A 16,189-nucleotide genomic window follows, 5' to 3' on the forward strand; every position below is an offset into this window, starting at 1 on the left:
AGCGCATCATCGGGCCACCCCGAAGAGGAAGTTGATCCCATGGAATCCTGACTTCGCGGTGTCCGAAGAATACTCGGCGAACGGCTGTTCCTCTCCGTCACGGTACGCCTTGATCGTGAAGGCCCCATCCCCACCCTGGAGCTGGACCCAGTACACATAGAGTCCCGGGTCAAGAATGACGGGATCGCTTCGCAAGGCGGGCCGCACCTTCACGCTTTTGTAGAGTGCAGGTGCTTTTCGCAGGACCGGGGCGCGATAGATATTTCCGTGGCCATTCAGGGACGGCTTGTCTGCCTTCATTCCGAACGTAATGACGGGTATCTCTCCTCCTATGTCTGGCGTTTAATAGAACGCGACACCTCCAATTCCTTGCCTCCCGGAAAAGGTCCATGGCCCACGCCTCCGGGGTCTTGTGTCCAAGGGGAGCAGGCCCTGTGCCCGCGCCTTGCCCTTGAACCGTGGAGGGCCGCATGCAGACCTATGGCGCGCTGGTGGCGCACCAGGCGCTGCACGCGCGCGACCCGGAGATGCACGAGGCCATGGCGCGCATCGCCGAAGACGAAACCCGGCACGCGGGCCTGTCCTGGGACATCGACGCGTGGGCCACGCCCGGTCTGTCCCCCAAAGCGCGGGCCGCCCTCCACGACGCCCGGCGGCAGGCCATCGCGGTGCTGCGCGCGGAGGTGGCCGCGCCGCTCGACTCGGAGCTCACCGCCGACGCCGGCCTGCCCTCTGCCGAAGTCGCGGCGGCGCTGCTCGACTCACTGGAGCAGTCACTCTGGGCCTGAGTCACAATCCCAGGAAGGCGAGCACCGCTGACAGGTCCTCATCCGACAGGGCCTCACGGCTGTAGAGGGGCATGGTGCCGCCGACGCCGAAGAAGCTGCCATGACGCAGCTTCTCGATGAGCACCAGCCGCGGAGGAATGCCGGGGAAGACCTCTGCGTAGGTGTCCGTCACCTCCGGCAATACCGACGCGAACGTCGTCAGCCTTCCCTCCCCTGTGTGCGTGGCCCCATGGCACGTCTGGCAGGCGGCTCGGTACACGGTGCCGCCCCGTCCGGCGTCACCGGCCGGCACGTCCTGGATATCCTTCACCACCGTGAAGGGCAGCGCGGGTGCGTCCCTGTCCGGGCTGATCCGCACCAGGTATTCGTACAGGGCCCTCGCCTTGGGGTCCTCCCGCGTGAGGGGGGACACGCCGCGCATGAAGCTCAGGTAGCAGAAGTTCACCGCGCCCAGCAGGTCCGTCTCGTAGCCGCCCCACCACGTCTCGCGGAACGCCACGTTCTCCAGGGGGTAGCCCGCGAGCATCCGGTCCGGATCCGGCGTGGCGCTCGTGGCGTGGCAGGTCGCGCAGGAGAAGCTGTTGAACTGACTGTCCGACAGCCTCGCATCCTGGAAGAGCGTCTCACCGAACTCCGCCGCGGGCGTCGCGCCGCCACAGCCCGCCAGCAGCGCGCCCAGCACCCAGAGCCACCTCATGGCCGGCTCCGCAGCAGCGCCACCGAGTCCGGGAAGAGCCCCACCTGGACCGTCTTCACCACCCGCCGCTCCTCCAGCGACACGACGTGGAGCGTGCCCGGCCCCACGTGGTCCCCTTCGCAGACCGCGAGCGCGTGGCGCTCGTCCGGCGTCAGCATCACCTGGTGCACGTTGAGGCAACCGCTGGGCGCCAGCGGAATCTCTCCGGGCACCGCCTCCGGATGGGCCGCGTCGATGATGGCGATGGAGTCCACCGACTGGTACGGCATGTAGAGCGTGCGCCCATCCGACGTGAAGACCCCGAACATCGGCGCGCCCGGCAGCCACACCGTGCGCTGGGGATCCATCGTGAGCGTCACCGGATCCAGGTACTGCACCGCGCGGCTCGCGAGCGAGCTGATCCACACCGCCCCCGTCGTGGGCGACACCGTGAGCGCATAGGGCTGGTGAAGGGGCCGCACGGCCGTGCCGGTGTTCTCCGCCACCTTCACGCGGCGCACCGGGTGGTCCGCCTGCTCCAGGTCGACGATGGCCACCTCGTCCGACCAGCAGGCGACGTAGGCACGCTTGCCGTCCAGCGACAGCCGCACGGCGTGAGGCGCGGGACACACGGGCACCATCGCCGTGCGCGTCATCGTCCGCGCGTCGAGGATGGCCATCCGCGCGTCCATCTCCGACTCCTTGCCTCCCCGCCGCGCCACCTCCGCGATCTTCAGCAGGTCGAAGTGCGTCTGGAAGAGCGTCCGCCCGTCCTCGCTGAGGATGACATCGCCCGGGTTCGGATCCACGCGCGCGGAGCCCACGACGGCGTGCGTGGCCGCGTCCAGCTTGAGGCAGTAGCCATCCGCCGTTCCCGAACCATGCGTCCCGTGTGGTCCTGAGCCGGAGCCGGGCACGTAGTTGGAGATGCCCACGTAATAGAAGTCGTTCTCCGGCGAGACGGCCGTGTGGTGCGGCCCCTCCAGTTCCACCGGGTTGAGCCCCACCGGGACGCGCGCCAGCTCACCCCAGGTGGGAGACTCCATCCCGTCCAGGTCCAGCAGACTGAGGGTGTCCTCCAGGTTGTTGGTGATGATCAGCCGTCCGGCGGGCCCCACGGGCGGCGGCGGCGCGGACACCGGCCACGGCGCTTCCACGCCGTACTCCAGCTCCGGCACCTGGAGCGATTCCAGGTCCGTCTCCCCACAGGCCCCGAGCACCCCCACCGGCAGGGCGAGCAGCAACGCCCTGACGGCGTGGCCCATGCGACGCCTGGAAGCCGTCATGATCGGCGTCTCCGGGGTCCGCGTCCCCACGCCGCCGCGAGCACCAGGAGCGCGCCCGGCACCAGCCCCGGCGCCGTCGCGCAGCCATCCGAAGCCGCCGGCGTCACGGGCTGCTCGGAAGGCCCCGCGTCCGGCGTGGGCCCCACGCCCCCGTCCGGACCCGCGCCGTAGAGCTGCGCCAGTTGGGGCCACAGGGCGGGACACCGCTGCTGCACGGGCGTCGAGGCGGGACACAGGTGCGCGCCCTGCACGTCGCCCAGCTTGAACATCGGGTCCCAGGTCGTGCCGTCGTCCACGCTTTTCGCCAGCGCCCAGCCGCCCGTCCAGCCCGGGCCACAGCCATAGAGCGTCCCGTCGCGCTTCAGCGCACAGGCGTTCCCGTTCGGCTCCGCCAGCTCCGTGAAGGGTCCGTCATCCTGCCCCCGGAACAGGTGCGTCGTCGTGGAGACCCAGACCGTGCCCCCGTCCGGGGACGCCTCCACGCTGCCGATGCGCTCGTAGGTGTCCATCACCGGCGTCAGCGTGACGCCGCCGTCCGTGCTCTTGAGGAGCCAGTCGTGCCCCTGGGCGGAGACCTTCGCCCACAGCACGTCCGGTGAGGCGTCGCTCACGCGCAGCAGCACCAGGTCATACGGGAGCTTCAACGCGGAGAGCGGCTGGGCCAGCCGCGACCAGACGCGCCCGCCGTCGTCACTGCGCGCGAGGAACTGTCCTTCCGCGTCCTGGCCCGACGCGTAGACGCGCAGCGGATCCGACGCGGCGACGCGGATGGCGGAGAACTGGGAGCCCGGCGTCGGCGCCAGCGCCTGGACCCAGGACTCGCCGCCGTCCTCGGAGCGGTACAGCCCGTTGCTCTGGGACGGCCGCCCCGTGCTGACGTACAGGAAGCGCTCGTCCACCGGGTGCACCGCCAGGCTCGTGACCCACGTGTCCTTGAAGTAGCCGTGCGCCGTCCAGGTGCAGCCGCTGTCGTCGGAGCGGATCAGCGCGCTCCCCGTGGCGGCCAGGATGGCCCCGCCGGACAGCCAGAAGTAGCGCTCCGGACGCCAGATGGCGATGCCCATGCCCTCCGGGCAGATCCACCGCCACGTCGTCCCCTGGTCGCGGGAGATGAGCGCGCCCGAAGCGTCCCCCATGATCCAGTCGTCCTCGTGCCCCCGGCGCACGTTGATGCTGCTCGCCTCGTCGGGCATGCCCCAGTGCGCCCCGGCGGGAGCGGCCCACAGGGACAGGAGCAGCGGCAGCCTCCAGGACAGGAGGACGGATGTCTTCTTCACGGTGAGGCTCCAGCGCGGAGAGGAAACAACGAGCGGCCGGGCACCGGATCCGCTCCGGGGCACGGCCGCTCGCATGGGGAGAGGCGCTTAGTTGGGCGCGCTGCGGTACTCGAAGTCCTCGAGCGTCATCAGGTAGTCCTTCTTGTCCTCGCGATACCGGATGCAGTAGCGCGTCGGGTAGAGGCCGGAGACCTCCATCGCCGGAGGCGCCTTGATGGGGCGGCAGTCCTCGGCGGGCTTGCTCTTGGCGAAGCCGCCCTCGACGACGGTCTCGAAGTACGTGATGTGGCCGTCATAGGCGCCGTAGACGAACGCCTGCGTGAAGGGCTCGCCGTTGAAGGGCGACTCGGCGATGTCCGCCAGGTGGTTGCCCATGCGCGCGGACACGCCCTTCTGGTTCTCGAAGCCCGTCGGGTAGAAGGGCGCCGGCGGGTCCTTGATGGCCTTCGCGTAGTCGTTGCAGTCCGTGTAGACGCCGCACGGGCCGGTGCGGATGAAGTTACGCGTCACGAAGTCCTGCATGAAGAAGTGCAGGTCGAAGTGCCCCTTGTCGAACGCGCCGATGGGGCCGTGGCCCCGGCCCTGCCAGTTGAACATGATCCACTGGAAGGGGACGTCCTTCATCTTGGGGAACCAGAGCACGCGCTCGTGGCCGCCGTTGCACTCCTTCTCCGGGTCCGTCACCCCGTCGTTGTTCATGTCCCAGCACGTCTGCCCGTCGTTCGTCGGCAGGTGCGGCAGCATGGGCAGCGTGTCCATGGCGGCCTGATCCACGGTGACGCCAATGGCCTTCACGGAGCCGTCCGCGTTCTTGTGGACGATGGACTGCACGTAGCCGTCACCAAACGACACGCGGTTCTCCATCAGGTCGCACGTGCCGCGGTACGCGCCGTCCTTCAGCTTCTTGGACAGCTCCTTCTCGGAGATCTTCTGGACCTTGTTGTCGACACAGGCCTCGACGGTCTCCCCTTCATCGGAACAGCCGGCCATGCCCAGCAGGGCCGCACCCACAATCCACGGACTCAGACGATGAAACACGGTTGCACTCCTTGTGAACGAAACGCGATGAACGAAGCAGAAGCCCTGGCTCACGCGCGCAGGGCGGACGACAGCGAGCCCACGAGCGCGTCGAGCCCGTGGCTGAACAGCGTGTAGTGATTGCCTTCCAGCTCCACGAGCTGGCCGCCCGAGGTGAGCCCCAGCCACGCCTCCGCGTTCTGCCGAGAGGCGCCTCCGGGCTGCGCGCCCCGGCAGAACCAGACGCGGCCGGCGTAGGGCCGGGCCTGGTACGCGGTGAGGGCGCGCATGTTCGCCTTGAACACCTCCGCGTGCGCCCCCAGCGTCGCGCGGTCGAGCTCCGGAGCGATGGCCTCCTGCGCCCGCAGGTCCTCCACCACGCGCTCCAGCACCGCGTCCGCGGGCAGCTCCCGCAGCGCGCCCGCATCCACCGACACGCGGCGGGCCGACAGGGCGGCCAGGTCCTCCGCGAAGCGCGCCATCAGCGCCGCCTCGTCCATGGCGTCCCCGCCCTGCCCCGCTGGCGGGACGAGCACGTCGATGAGCGCGAGCGTGGAGACGGTGTCCCCCGCCGCCTGGAGCTGGCGCGCCATCTCGTAGGCGACGACGCCGCCCATGGACCACCCGCCCAGGTGATACGGGCCGCGCGGCTGCACGTCGCGCAGCGCCTCCAGGTACGCGGCGGCCATGGCCTCGATGGACCGGGCCGGCGCACCGGGCGGCACCTGGAGCCCGAAGACGGGCTGCTCCGTCCCCAGCTTCCGCGCCAGCTCCGCGTAGCAGAGGACGCTGCCGCCCACCGGGTGCACCAGGAAGAGCGGAGGCCGCGTGCCCGAAGGCTGGATGGGCACCAGCGCGCCATGCCCCTCGCGCCGAGGCGCCTCCGGCCCGGCCAGGGACGCGGCGAGCAGCGCGATGGTGGGCATCTCGAAGAGGGTCGCCAGCGGCAGCTCCCGTCCCACCTCCTGGCGCAGCCGCGCCATCAGCCGCACCGCGAGCAGCGAGTTGCCTCCCACCTCGAAGAAGTTGTCGTGGACGCCCACGGGGCCCGGCAGGAGCCCTTCCCAGAGGCCGGCCAGCGTCTTCTCCAATTCGGTGCGCGGCGGCACCTTGACGCCGGTCTGCTTCTGCGGCTGCGTGCCCTCCAGGGCCGGCAGCGCGCCGCGGTCCACCTTCCCGTTCGCGCTGAGCGGCAGCGAGTCCAGCGTCACGAAGGTCTGCGGCACCATGTACTCCGGCAGCTTCGCGCGCAGCGCCTCGCGCAGCGCGTCCAGCGCCGGGGGCGCCTCCGCGTCCAGCACCACGTACGCCACGAGCCGCTTGTTGCCCCGCTTCTCCCCCACGGCGGACGCGACGGCGGCGCGCACGCCCGGGTGCTGGAGCAGCGCGTTTTCAATCTCGCCCAGCTCGATGCGGAAGCCCTGGACCTTGACCTGGAAGTCCTCGCGGCCCAGGAACTCGATGTCGCCGGATGGCAGGAAGCGGCCCAGGTCGCCCGTGCGGTACAGCCGCTCGCCCGTCAGCGGGTGGCGGATGAAGCTGGCGCGGGTCTTCTCCTCGTCCCGCCAGTAGCCACGCGCCACGCCCACGCCGCCGATGAAGATCTGCCCCGGCACCCACGTGGGGCACGGCATCAGCGCGTCGTCGAGCACCAGCATCTGCTGGTTCAGCATCGCCTTGCCGTAGGGGATGCTGGGCCAGGCGGGGTCCACGTCGCCAATGGGGTAGACGATGGACCAGATGGCCGCCTCGGTGGCGCCGCCCATGCTGTAGACGGCGGCGTTCGGCGCCACGGCGTGGATGCGCTCCGGCAGCGACACCGGGATCCAGTCGCCGCTCATCATCACCGTCTTCAGCTGGGGCCACGTCTCCCCCAGGCCCCCCAGGTGGTCGGCCATCATCTCCATCAGCGCAGGGACGCTGTTCCACACCGTCACGCGGTGCTCGCGCACCAGGTGGAGCCAGCGGCCGGGCTCACGCAGCTCGCCGGGCTCCGGGATGACCAGCGCGCCGCCCGCGGCCAGCAGGCCGAAGACGTCCCACACCGACAGGTCGAAGTTCATCGCGGACAGCGCGAAGCCCCGGCTGTCCGGACCGACGCCGTAGCGTGTGTTGACGTCCAGCAGCGTGTTGAGCGCCGCGCGGTGCTCGATCATCACGCCCTTGGGGTGCCCCGTGGAGCCGGACGTGTAGATGACGTAGGCCAGGTCGTCCGGACGCTGCACGCTCGGCAGCGCGTCCGCGGACGGCCGCTGCGCCTGCGGCCCGTCAATGGCCAGCACCGCGCTGGGGTCCACGCCCGAAAGCTCCAGCTTGAGCCAGGACTGGGTGAGGACCTGCCGGGCGCCCGTGTTCTCCAGAAGGTAGGCAAGGCGCGCCGGAGGCAGGTGCGCGTCGATGGGCACGTACGCGGCGCCGGACTTGAGGACGCCCAGCGCGGCGACGACCTGCTCCCAGCCCTTCTCCATCACCAGGGCCACGAGCGCATTGGGCTTCGCCCCCTGTTCGCGCAGCCAGTGCGCGACGCGGTTGGAGGCGGCGTCCAGCTCTCCATAGGTGAGCGTACGGCGCGAGGTGATGATCGCGGCCCGGTCTGGCTGGAGCGCGGCGGCCCTCACGAACGGCTCGTGCATCAGGCCCTGCGCCACGGGCGCGGCCGTCGCGTTGGCCTCCCGGCGGACGTCCAGCTGCTCCACGGGCACCAGCAGCCGCGTGCGCTCCGTCCACGCGGCGGGCTCCGCCGCCAGCCGCGTCACCAGGCCGGAGTAGGCCTGGAACATGGCGTCGATCATCCCCGCCGGGAACAGCTCCTCCACCACGTCCCAGTTGAGGACCAACCCACCGCCGTCCTCCACGACCTGGTGGTCGAGGAACACCTGGGGCGTGCGGATGCTGCTGTGGATCTCCTCACCGCCCGTGCCCATGGTGAGCAGGTGCTGCGCGAGGCCGGCCGGAGCGGCGTCGCCTTCGCGCGAGTGGAAGTTGATGGTGCTCGCGTAGACAACGGGCATGCGGGCGCGCCGCATGTCGCCGTCGCGCCGGTTGAGCTCACGCAGCACGCGCACGCCGCTGAACGACGCGTGGTCCAGGTCGTTCCAGAGCTGCTGCTGGAGCCGCTGCGCCCGCGACGCGATCGACTCCGCGCGCTCCACCTGCACCTCCAGCAGCGTGGTGGCGCTGAAGTTGCCGAGCACCCGGTCCACGTGCGGGTGCAGCGGCACGCGGTTGAAGAACAGCACGTTGAGCGTGAAGGCGCGGCTGCGGCCCCAGGTGGCCAGGATCTCCGCGTAGGCCGCGCACATCACCATGGAGGGCGTGACGCCCGCCTCGCGCGCCAGCTCCTTGAAGCGCGCCCACTGCGCCTTGGGCAGCCGGAACGAGCGGTGCGTGAAGCGCGGCAGCTCCAGCGTGCCCGGGTGGCGGGCCATGGGGAGCTCCGGCGCGGGCGGCAGTTTGGGGACGCGCTCGAGCCAGTACTTCTCCGCGGCGGCGTACGCGGGGCCGGACTCCAGCGCCTGCACGCCCAGGACGTAGTCGCGGAAGGTGATGTCGATGGGACGCAGCGCCCCGGCGCCCTCGCGGTACACGGCGGACCATTCCTTGAAGAGCAGCGACGTGCTCCACGCGTCCACCACCAGGGCGTCGAAGCCGAGGTGCAGCCGCGTGCGCTCGTTGTCCAGGCGCGTGGCCCGGACGTCGAACAGCGGGAAGCGGTCCGTCTGGAAGACCTGGGTGGCCATCTCCGTGCGCAGGGCCGCGAGCGCGCGCTCCACCTGGGCCGCGTCCTGGCCCCGCAGGTCCACCGTGCGGATGACGAACGGGGGCACCGTGGGCAGCACCCGCTGCTGTCCGTCCGGCGTCACCACCGCGCGCAGCATGTCGTGGCGCTGGATGATGACGTCCAGGCTCGTGCCCAGCCGCTCCAGATCCACGCCCAGCAGGTCCACCTCCAGGAAGAAGTAGGTGGACACGCCGCCCAGCTCGAAGGAGCGCGTGCGGCCCAGCAGGTACGCCTGCTGGAGGTCCGTCATGCCGAAGGGCTGGTGGCGCCCCTCGCCGTCATGCACCAGCACCTCCACCGGGGCGGCTTCCGAACTCGCGGTCCCAGCAGGGTCCGCCGCGCTGTTCGCCGGAGAGGCCTCCAGCGAGAGCTGTCCGAGGATCTCCGAGCACAGAGCCTTGAGGCTCGCGCCCGCCAGGAGCCCGCCGAGCGACAGCGCCACGTTCAGCTCGTTGGCGACGGCGCTCTTGAGCTCCAGCGCCATCAGCGAGTCGAAGCCCGCGTGCGCCAGCGGCGCGTCCACGTCCACGTCCGAAGCGGAGGCGCGCAGGATGACGGCCACCTGGGCGCGCAGCCACTCCACCAGCCGGGGCGTGCGCTGCGCCACCGGCAGGCGCGCGAGCACGTCCCGCAGGCCCGACGAAGCGGGACGGGCGGCGCCCGCCGACGGGGTGACCTCCGCGCGCGTCACCTTCTGGAGCGCCTGGACCGTCGTGCGCTTGAGCAGCGCCCCTTCCGCTCGCAGGAAGACGCGGCCCTGCGCGTCCGCCACATCCACGTCCGCGACGATCGTCGTGTCCCCGTCCTTCCAGGGGCGCAGCCGCACGTGGGCCCGGGTCGCCGCCGCCGGGGTGGCGGGACCGACGACGAAGCGGGCGACCTCGACGATCATGTAGATGGCGTCCTCGGGCACGTCGCCCGGCAGGCACGCGAAGACCGCCTGGAAGAGCGCGTCCACCAGGCCCGGGTGGACGCGGTAGCCCTCCGACTCCTTCGCGTCCGGCGCGCGCATCGTCGCGAGCGCCTCGCCCTCGCGGAAGCGGACCTGCTCGATCCACCGCGCCGAGTGCCCGAGCACCAACTGGCGCTTCTCCATGCGTGCGTAGAAATCCGCGCCGTCCAGCGTCTGCCCGCAGCGCGCGAGGATCGCGTCCACGGACTCCAGGCCCTTCTCCTCCTGGGCCTCCGCCAGCCGTCCCTCCACGTGCACCGCCCAGGCGCTGGAGTCCTCCGAGGCCCCCGGCGGCAGGCTGTGGAGCGCGAAGCTCCGCTCGCCCTTCGCGTCCGGCGGCTCCACCACCAGGTGCGCGACGCGCGTCTCCTCGTCGTCCATGAGGAGCCCGCGACGGACCGACAGTCCGTCCACGCGGCAGGCTCCGGCGCCCGGCGTCAGCGCGTGCCAGGACTGGAGCGCGGCCTCCAGGAAGACGCCCACGTTCACCACCCGCATCCCGCCCATCCGGCAGTCCGCCAGACACGGGTGCTGGGCCGCGTCGTACCGCACGCGGAACTGCGCCGAGGGCAGCGGCGACGGCAGCCGGTGGCCCAGCAGCGTCGTGTCACCCGCCTCCTCCTGCACGGAGACCTGCGAGCGGACCGCGGCGCCGGGCGCGGGGGCGGCGTACCAGTACCGCTTCCGGTCGAAGGTGTACGTCGGCAGGGGGACGCGACGCGGCTCAAGCCCCGCGTGCAGGCTGTCCCACTCCAGGTCGGCGCCGCGCGTGTACAGGGCGCCCGCGCTCTCCAGCATGGAGCGCTGGGCGGACAGCCCCTTGCGCATGGAGGGCAGGAAGGCGCGATCGCCCGCGGGCGCGTAGCGCTTCACCATGCCGATGAGGTGGGGCGCGGGGCCCACCTCCACGAAGGTGTCGAAGCCGTTCTCGAACAGCCACTCCATGCTGGCCTGGAAGCGCACGGCCTCGCGGGCGTGGTCGCGCAGGTAGCGCGGCCCCAGCATGCCGGGCTCCACGGGCCGGCCGGTCAGGTTGGAGATGAGCGGGAGGGTCGGCTCCTGGAACGTGAGCCCGGACGCGGCCTGCTCCAGCGCATCCAGCATCGGATCCAGCAGCGGCGAGTGGAACGCCTGCGAGACGTTGATGCGCTTGTGCTTGTGGCCCTGCGCCGTCAGCGACTGGAGCACCTGCTCCACGGCGTCCGCCTGGCCGGAGATGACGATGTTGTCCGGTGCGTTCACCGCGGCCACGGACACGCGGTCGGCCTTGCCCTCCAGCGCCGCGCGCACCTGGGCCTCGCTGGCGAAGACGGACGCCATCGCGCCCGCCGCCGGGAGCGCCTGCATGAGTGCGCCGCGCACGGCGAGCAGCGCCACGGCCGCCTCGGGTTCGAAGACGCCCGCGACGCAGGCCGCGACGTACTCACCCACGCTGTGGCCCAGCACCGCCGAGGGGACGACGCCCCAGCTCTTCCAGAGCATGGCCAGCGCGTACTCCACGGAGAAGAGCGCGGCCTGGGTGTAGCGGGTCTGATCCAGCAGCCCCGCCGTGAAGCCCTCCCCGCGCAGGAGCGTGAGCAGCGGCACGTCCCAGTGGGACTTCAGCGCCTCCGCGCAGCGATCCAACGCCTGCCGGAACACCGGCTGCGAGGCGTGCAGCTCCACCGCCATGCCCGGGAACTGGCTGCCCTGGCCGGTGAAGAGGAAGGCCACCTTCGGCCCCTGCCCCACCTGCGCGCGGCCCAGGGAGGCGCCCGCCGGCAGCTCACCCGCCGCGATGGCGGACAGCGCGTGCTGGAGCGACTCCAGGTCGTCCACGGGCAGCGCCACGCGCTCCGCGAACCGGGCCCGGCCGGTGTTCACGCTGAAGCACACGTCCTCCAGCAGCAGGTCGCGCTTCGCCGCCAGGTGCGTCGCGTGCCGCCCCGCCAGCCGCGCCAGCACCGCCGGGCTTCGCGCGGACAGGGTGAAGAGCTGCGTGCCGGGCTCGAAGGTCCGCGCCGGGCGGACCACGGCCGGGGCCTCCTCCACCACGAGGTGCGCGTTGGTCCCGCTCGCGCCGAACGAGCTCACGCCCGCGATGCGCGAACGCTCCGCGCGCGGCCACGCCTGGGGCCGGGTGGAGATGGCCACCGGCAGCGCCTCCAGGTCGATTTCGGGGTTCAGCTCCTGGAACTGGACCTGGGGCGGCAGCTCCTCGTTCTGCAGCGCGAGGATGACCTTCATCAGGCCCGCGGCCCCCGCCGCTGGCTCCAGGTGCCCGATGTTGGCCTTGATGGACCCGATGTGGATGCGGTCGCCCTCCGCGCGCCCCTCGCCCAGCGCCGCGCCCAGCGCGCGCACCTCTATCGGGTCGCCGAGCGGCGTCCCCGTGCCGTGCGTTTCGACGTAGCTGACGCGGTCCGCGCCCACGCGCGCGGCCTTGAGCGCGCCGCGGATGACGTCCTGCTGCGCCGCGGGGTTGGGCACCGTGAGCCCGCCGCTGCGGCCGTCCTGGTTGACGCACGAGCCGCGGATCAGCGCGTGGATGTGGTCCTTCGCCGCCACCGCGTCCGAGAGGCGCTTGAGCACGAAGACGACGCAGCCCTCGCCCCGGGTGTAGCCGTTGGCATCGCGGTCGAACGTCTTGCAATAGCCGTCCGGCGACAGCATGCCCGCGCGCGACAGCACCACGAACCACTCCGGCGACAGCAGCACGTTGACGCCGCCCGCCAGTGCTAGCGAACACTCCCCCGCGCGCAGGCTTTGACATGCCTGGTGCAGGGCGACGGCGGAAGATGAACAGGCCGTGTCCACGGACAGGCTGGGACCGCGCAGGCCCAGCCAGTACGACAGGCGCCCGGCCGCGAACGTGGACGCGTTGCTGGTGAGGCAGTAGGCGTCCAGCTGATCAATCGGCGTCTCCTGCATCAGCTTCTGGCAGTAGTCGTAGTTGGTGATGCCCACGAACACGCCGGCCATGCTCCCCTCGAGCTTGTCGAAGGGCTGCGCCGCGTTCTCCAGTGCCTCCCAGCTCACCTCCAGGAACAGGCGCTGCTGGGGGTCCAACGTCGCGGCCTCGCGCGGGGAGATGCCGAACACGCCCGCGTCGAAGCGGTCGACCTGCTCCAGGAACCCGCCCTTGAAGCGCTGGCCGTCCGGGGTCGCGCCGCGCTCCTGGGGGAAGGTGCGGATGCCGTCGCCGCCAGAGCGCAGGAAGCGCCACAGCGAGGACGGGTCGTCGTTTCCGCCCGGCAGGCGGCAGGACATGCCCACCACGGCGATGGGCTCCGAGCGCTGGGCCTCGACGGCGTCGAGCTTCCCGCGAAAGTCACGGATGCGCTCCAGGGCACGCTGGAGCAGTTCGTCGCGGTTGGAGGCTTCGTTGGAAACCGGCGGGGTGCTCATGACAGGTGGTCCTTGCTGGAAATGGAGGAGGTCTCTTCGAGCTCCCGGGCCAGGAGGTCGGCGATGCTTTCGGCGCCGCCTCCCTTCGCCGGAGACAGGCCCTGGGACGCCAGGGGCTGCGGCTCACGTGGCGGTGTGGCGGGCGCCGGGGGTGGCGTGACGAACGTGCCCAGTTGCCGGGACAGCCGATCCACGGTGGGGTTCTCGAAGATGACGGTCACGGCGAACTTGCGTCCCAACTGCTGCTCCAGCCGGTTGCGCAGCTGCCCGGCCATCACGGAGTCCATGCCCATCTGGAAGAAGCCGCCCTTGGGATCGAGCCGGGCCGCGTCGAACTTCAGGATGCGCGCCACCTCCGCGTGCACCAGGCCGCGCAGCTTCGTGGCGCGCTCGCGCTCCGGCAGCTCCGCCCAACCGGCCAGCTGCGGCGAGGCCGGGACGCGGACCTCCGCGGGGCGGCGGGCGGGTTCGGGGGGCGTGTCACGCACCGCCGCGCGGGGCAGCTCCAGGCTGGTGGAGCGCACCGACGCGAGCATCGTGACGGGCCGCTCCTTGAACCAGAAGGACTCCCGTTCGAAGGGATAGGTCGGCAGCCGGAGGAAGTGCCCGTGGGGCGCCAGCAGCCGCTCCAGGCGCAGGCCCAGGCCCGCTGCGTGGAGCGCCGCCGCGGACGTCAGCAGGGCCCCCAGCGCGTCCTGGTTCCCGCTGAGGCAGGACACCGCCAGCACGTCCGTCAGTCCCTGGCGCGCGGCGGCCTCCGCCACCGGCGCGGTGAGCACCGGCTCCGCGCCCAGCTCCACGAAGAGCACATGGCCCGCGCGCAGTGCCTCCTCGATGCCCGGCACCGCCTGCGCGGGCCGGCGCAGGCACCGCGTCCAGGCGCCAGCGCCCAGGGACTCGCCTTCCAGCACCGTCCCGTCCGCCGCGTACAGGGGCACCGTCGTGGGCCGGGGCATCAGTCCCGCCAGCGCCGCGCTCAGCGCTCCGGCCGCCGCGTCTCCCTTCGCCAGCAGGGCGCCGCACTCACGGGCGACGCGCGCGGCGTCCTCCAGCGACAGCGCTCCCGCGACGTGGGCCGCGGCGATCTCCCCCACGCCCTGCCCGAGCACCGCGCCCGGCTCCACGCCCCACGAGCGCCACAGCTCGGCGAGCGCCACCTGCACGGCGAAGTGCTCACCCACCCCGTCCGCGCCCTGCCCCTGCTGGAGCGCGCCGCGACAGCGCTCCAGTGCCTGGGCGAACACCGGACAGTCGCGGCCCAGCGCCGCCAGCCGGGCCCCCGACAACCGGGGCTCCGAGGGGAAGAGGAACACCGGCCGACCCGGCCTTCCGGCGGTGCCCGTCCATGCGCCCGGGGGCCGGACGTCCTGCTGGAGCGCGCGCAGCTGCTGGAGTGCGTCCTCCCGAGTCCGGACGACGAGCCCCACCCGGTGGTCGTGGTGCGTCCTGCGCAGCGCGGCCGTGGCGCAGATGTCCTCCAGCGATTCATGCTGGCCGGCGCCGTGGGTCAGATGGTCCGCCAGACGCCGGGCCACGTTCGCCAGCGCCGTGCGGCTGCGGGCGGAGAGCACCAGCAGGTGGGCGCGCTCCGCGCCAGGCAGGGACGGCCGGACGCTGGCCTCGGGCCGCGCGGACTCCAGGGTGCCCAGCACGACGTGCGCGTTGGTGCCGCCCGCGCCGAACGAGCTGACCGCGCCGTACCGGCGCTCCGCCGGATCCGTCCACGGCGTCGACTCCGTGGGCACGTAGAGACGCGTGCCGTCCAACGAAATGTGCGGGTTGAGCGCCTGGAAGTGCAGGTTCGCCGGGATGACGCCGTGCTTGAGCGACAGCGCGACCTTGAGGATGCCGACGATGCCGGCGCCCGCCTCCAGGTGCCCGATGTTCGTCTTGATGGAGCCGAGCGCGCAGGGCCGCCGCTCGCCCTCCGCGGCGCCGTAGACCTCGGAGAGGGCCTCCACCTCGATGGGGTCGCCCAGCGACGTGCCCGTCCCGTGCGCCTCGATGAGCCCCACCTCCGAGCCGGTGAGACGCGCGCGCTCCAGCGCCTTGCGGATGACGGCGCGCTGGGCCCCGCCGTTGGGGGCCGTGAGGCCGTTGCTGAGTCCGTCCTGGTTGACGGCCGAGCCGTGGATGACGGCCCACACCGGGTCCCCCGCCGCGATCGCGTCCGACAGACGCTTGAGCACCACGACGCCGCAGCCCTCGCCGCGGACGTAGCCATCCGCGCGCGCGTCGAACGTCTTGCAGCGCCCGTCCGGCGCCAGCGGCAGGCCCTTGGAGTGCGCCACCGACACCACGGGCGACAGGAGCAGGTTGAGCCCGCCCGCGATGGCGGTGGAGCTCTCCCCGTGGCGCAGGCTCTGGCAGGCCTGGTGGACCGCGACGAGCGACGAGGAGCAGGCCGTGTCGAAGGCCATGCTCGGCCCGCGCAGGTCCAGCAGGTACGAGAGCCGGTTGGGGATGATGCAGTTGGTGCCGCCCACCAGCGAGTACGTGCCCAGCACCTGCGGCTCGGAGAGCTGGAGCTGGAGGTAGTCGTTGCCGTTGGCGCCCACGAAGACGCCCGTGTCCGTGCCCGCGAGCGCCTTCGCGCTCAGGCCCGCGTCCTCCAGCGCGTGCCACGCCACCTCCAGGAAGAGGCGCTGCTGCGGATCCATCTGCTCCGCTTCCCGGGGCGAGATGCCGAAGAAGTACGGGTCGAAGCGGTCGGGCGCGTCGAGGAACGCGCCGTAGCGCATGTGCATCCGCCCCGGCGTGGCCACGTCCGCGTCGTAGTAGCGAGACAGGTCCCACCGGTCCGCGGGCACCTCGCTGACGGCGTCGACCTTGCCACACAGCATCTTCCAGAGGGTCTCCGGGGTCTCTCCGCCCCCCGGGATGCGGCACCCCAGGCCGATGATGGCGATGGGCTCCCGTCCACGGGACTCCAGGGACTCGTACCGGGCCCGGAGGTCCTTCAGCGCGTCGAGGCTGCGCTTGAGCAGCGTGGGATCATTCGCGGTGGGCAGCGGGGCCGTCATGG

The 16,189-nt window shown here is 71.8% G+C and carries 8 protein-coding genes; 1 reads left to right on the forward strand and 7 read right to left on the reverse strand.

Translation table 11 applies throughout. From position 1 onward, the window contains the following. Positions 1-6: 6 nt before the first annotated feature. Positions 7-300, reverse strand: a complete 294-nt coding sequence (locus tag JYJ93_RS24855) for a hypothetical protein (protein ID WP_206795290.1) — start codon at positions 298-300, stop codon at positions 7-9. Between the two features lie 170 nt (positions 301-470). On the opposite strand from JYJ93_RS24855, the gene JYJ93_RS24860 reads away from it, so the two are divergent. Then, positions 471-788 (forward strand): hypothetical protein, encoded by a 318-nt coding sequence (locus JYJ93_RS24860; protein ID WP_206795292.1) that lies wholly within the window; start codon positions 471-473, stop codon positions 786-788. Position 789: 1 nt separating this feature from the next. Here the strand turns inward: JYJ93_RS24860 and JYJ93_RS24865 are convergent, their stop codons facing one another. The 6 genes from JYJ93_RS24865 to JYJ93_RS24890 all read right to left on the reverse strand — a co-directional run bounded on the left by JYJ93_RS24865 (position 790) and on the right by JYJ93_RS24890 (position 16,187). Then, positions 790-1,485 (reverse strand): cytochrome c, encoded by a 696-nt coding sequence (locus JYJ93_RS24865; RefSeq protein WP_206795293.1) that lies wholly within the window; start codon positions 1,483-1,485, stop codon positions 790-792. Beyond that, complete coding sequence (locus JYJ93_RS24870) at positions 1,482-2,750, reverse strand: hypothetical protein (protein ID WP_242543923.1); 1,269 nt, start codon at positions 2,748-2,750, stop codon at positions 1,482-1,484. Before JYJ93_RS24870 ends, JYJ93_RS24865 begins: the two co-directional genes overlap by 4 nt. Beyond that, positions 2,747-4,027, reverse strand: a complete 1,281-nt coding sequence (locus tag JYJ93_RS24875) for a hypothetical protein (protein ID WP_206795295.1) — start codon at positions 4,025-4,027, stop codon at positions 2,747-2,749. The genes JYJ93_RS24870 and JYJ93_RS24875 overlap by 4 nt, the downstream gene beginning before the upstream one ends. A gap of 87 nt (positions 4,028-4,114) precedes the next feature. Next, positions 4,115-5,065 (reverse strand): hypothetical protein, encoded by a 951-nt coding sequence (locus tag JYJ93_RS24880; RefSeq protein ID WP_206795297.1) that lies wholly within the window; start codon positions 5,063-5,065, stop codon positions 4,115-4,117. A gap of 50 nt (positions 5,066-5,115) precedes the next feature. Then, a complete protein-coding gene (locus tag JYJ93_RS24885; protein WP_206795299.1) occupies positions 5,116-13,164 on the reverse strand; it encodes a non-ribosomal peptide synthetase/type I polyketide synthase in 8,049 nt (2,682 codons plus the stop codon). Then, positions 13,161-16,187, reverse strand: a complete 3,027-nt coding sequence (locus JYJ93_RS24890; RefSeq protein WP_206795301.1) for a type I polyketide synthase — start codon at positions 16,185-16,187, stop codon at positions 13,161-13,163. The genes JYJ93_RS24885 and JYJ93_RS24890 overlap by 4 nt, the downstream gene beginning before the upstream one ends. Positions 16,188-16,189: the final 2 nt, after the last annotated feature.

Source organism: Corallococcus sp. NCSPR001 (assembly GCF_017309135.1).
GTDB lineage: Bacteria > Myxococcota > Myxococcia > Myxococcales > Myxococcaceae > Corallococcus.

Excerpts from the sequence above, each read along its gene's own strand:
- JYJ93_RS24855 (WP_206795290.1), bottom strand. The coding sequence starts at position 300 with ATGAAGGCAGACAAGCCGTCCCTGAATGGCCACGGAAATATCTATCGC.
- JYJ93_RS24860 (WP_206795292.1), top strand. The coding sequence starts at position 471 with ATGCAGACCTATGGCGCGCTGGTGGCGCACCAGGCGCTGCACGCGCGC.
- JYJ93_RS24865 (WP_206795293.1), bottom strand. The coding sequence starts at position 1,485 with ATGAGGTGGCTCTGGGTGCTGGGCGCGCTGCTGGCGGGCTGTGGCGGC.
- JYJ93_RS24870 (WP_242543923.1), bottom strand. The coding sequence starts at position 2,750 with ATGACGGCTTCCAGGCGTCGCATGGGCCACGCCGTCAGGGCGTTGCTG.
- JYJ93_RS24885 (WP_206795299.1), bottom strand. The coding sequence starts at position 13,164 with ATGAGCACCCCGCCGGTTTCCAACGAAGCCTCCAACCGCGACGAACTG.
- JYJ93_RS24890 (WP_206795301.1), bottom strand. The coding sequence starts at position 16,187 with ATGACGGCCCCGCTGCCCACCGCGAATGATCCCACGCTGCTCAAGCGC.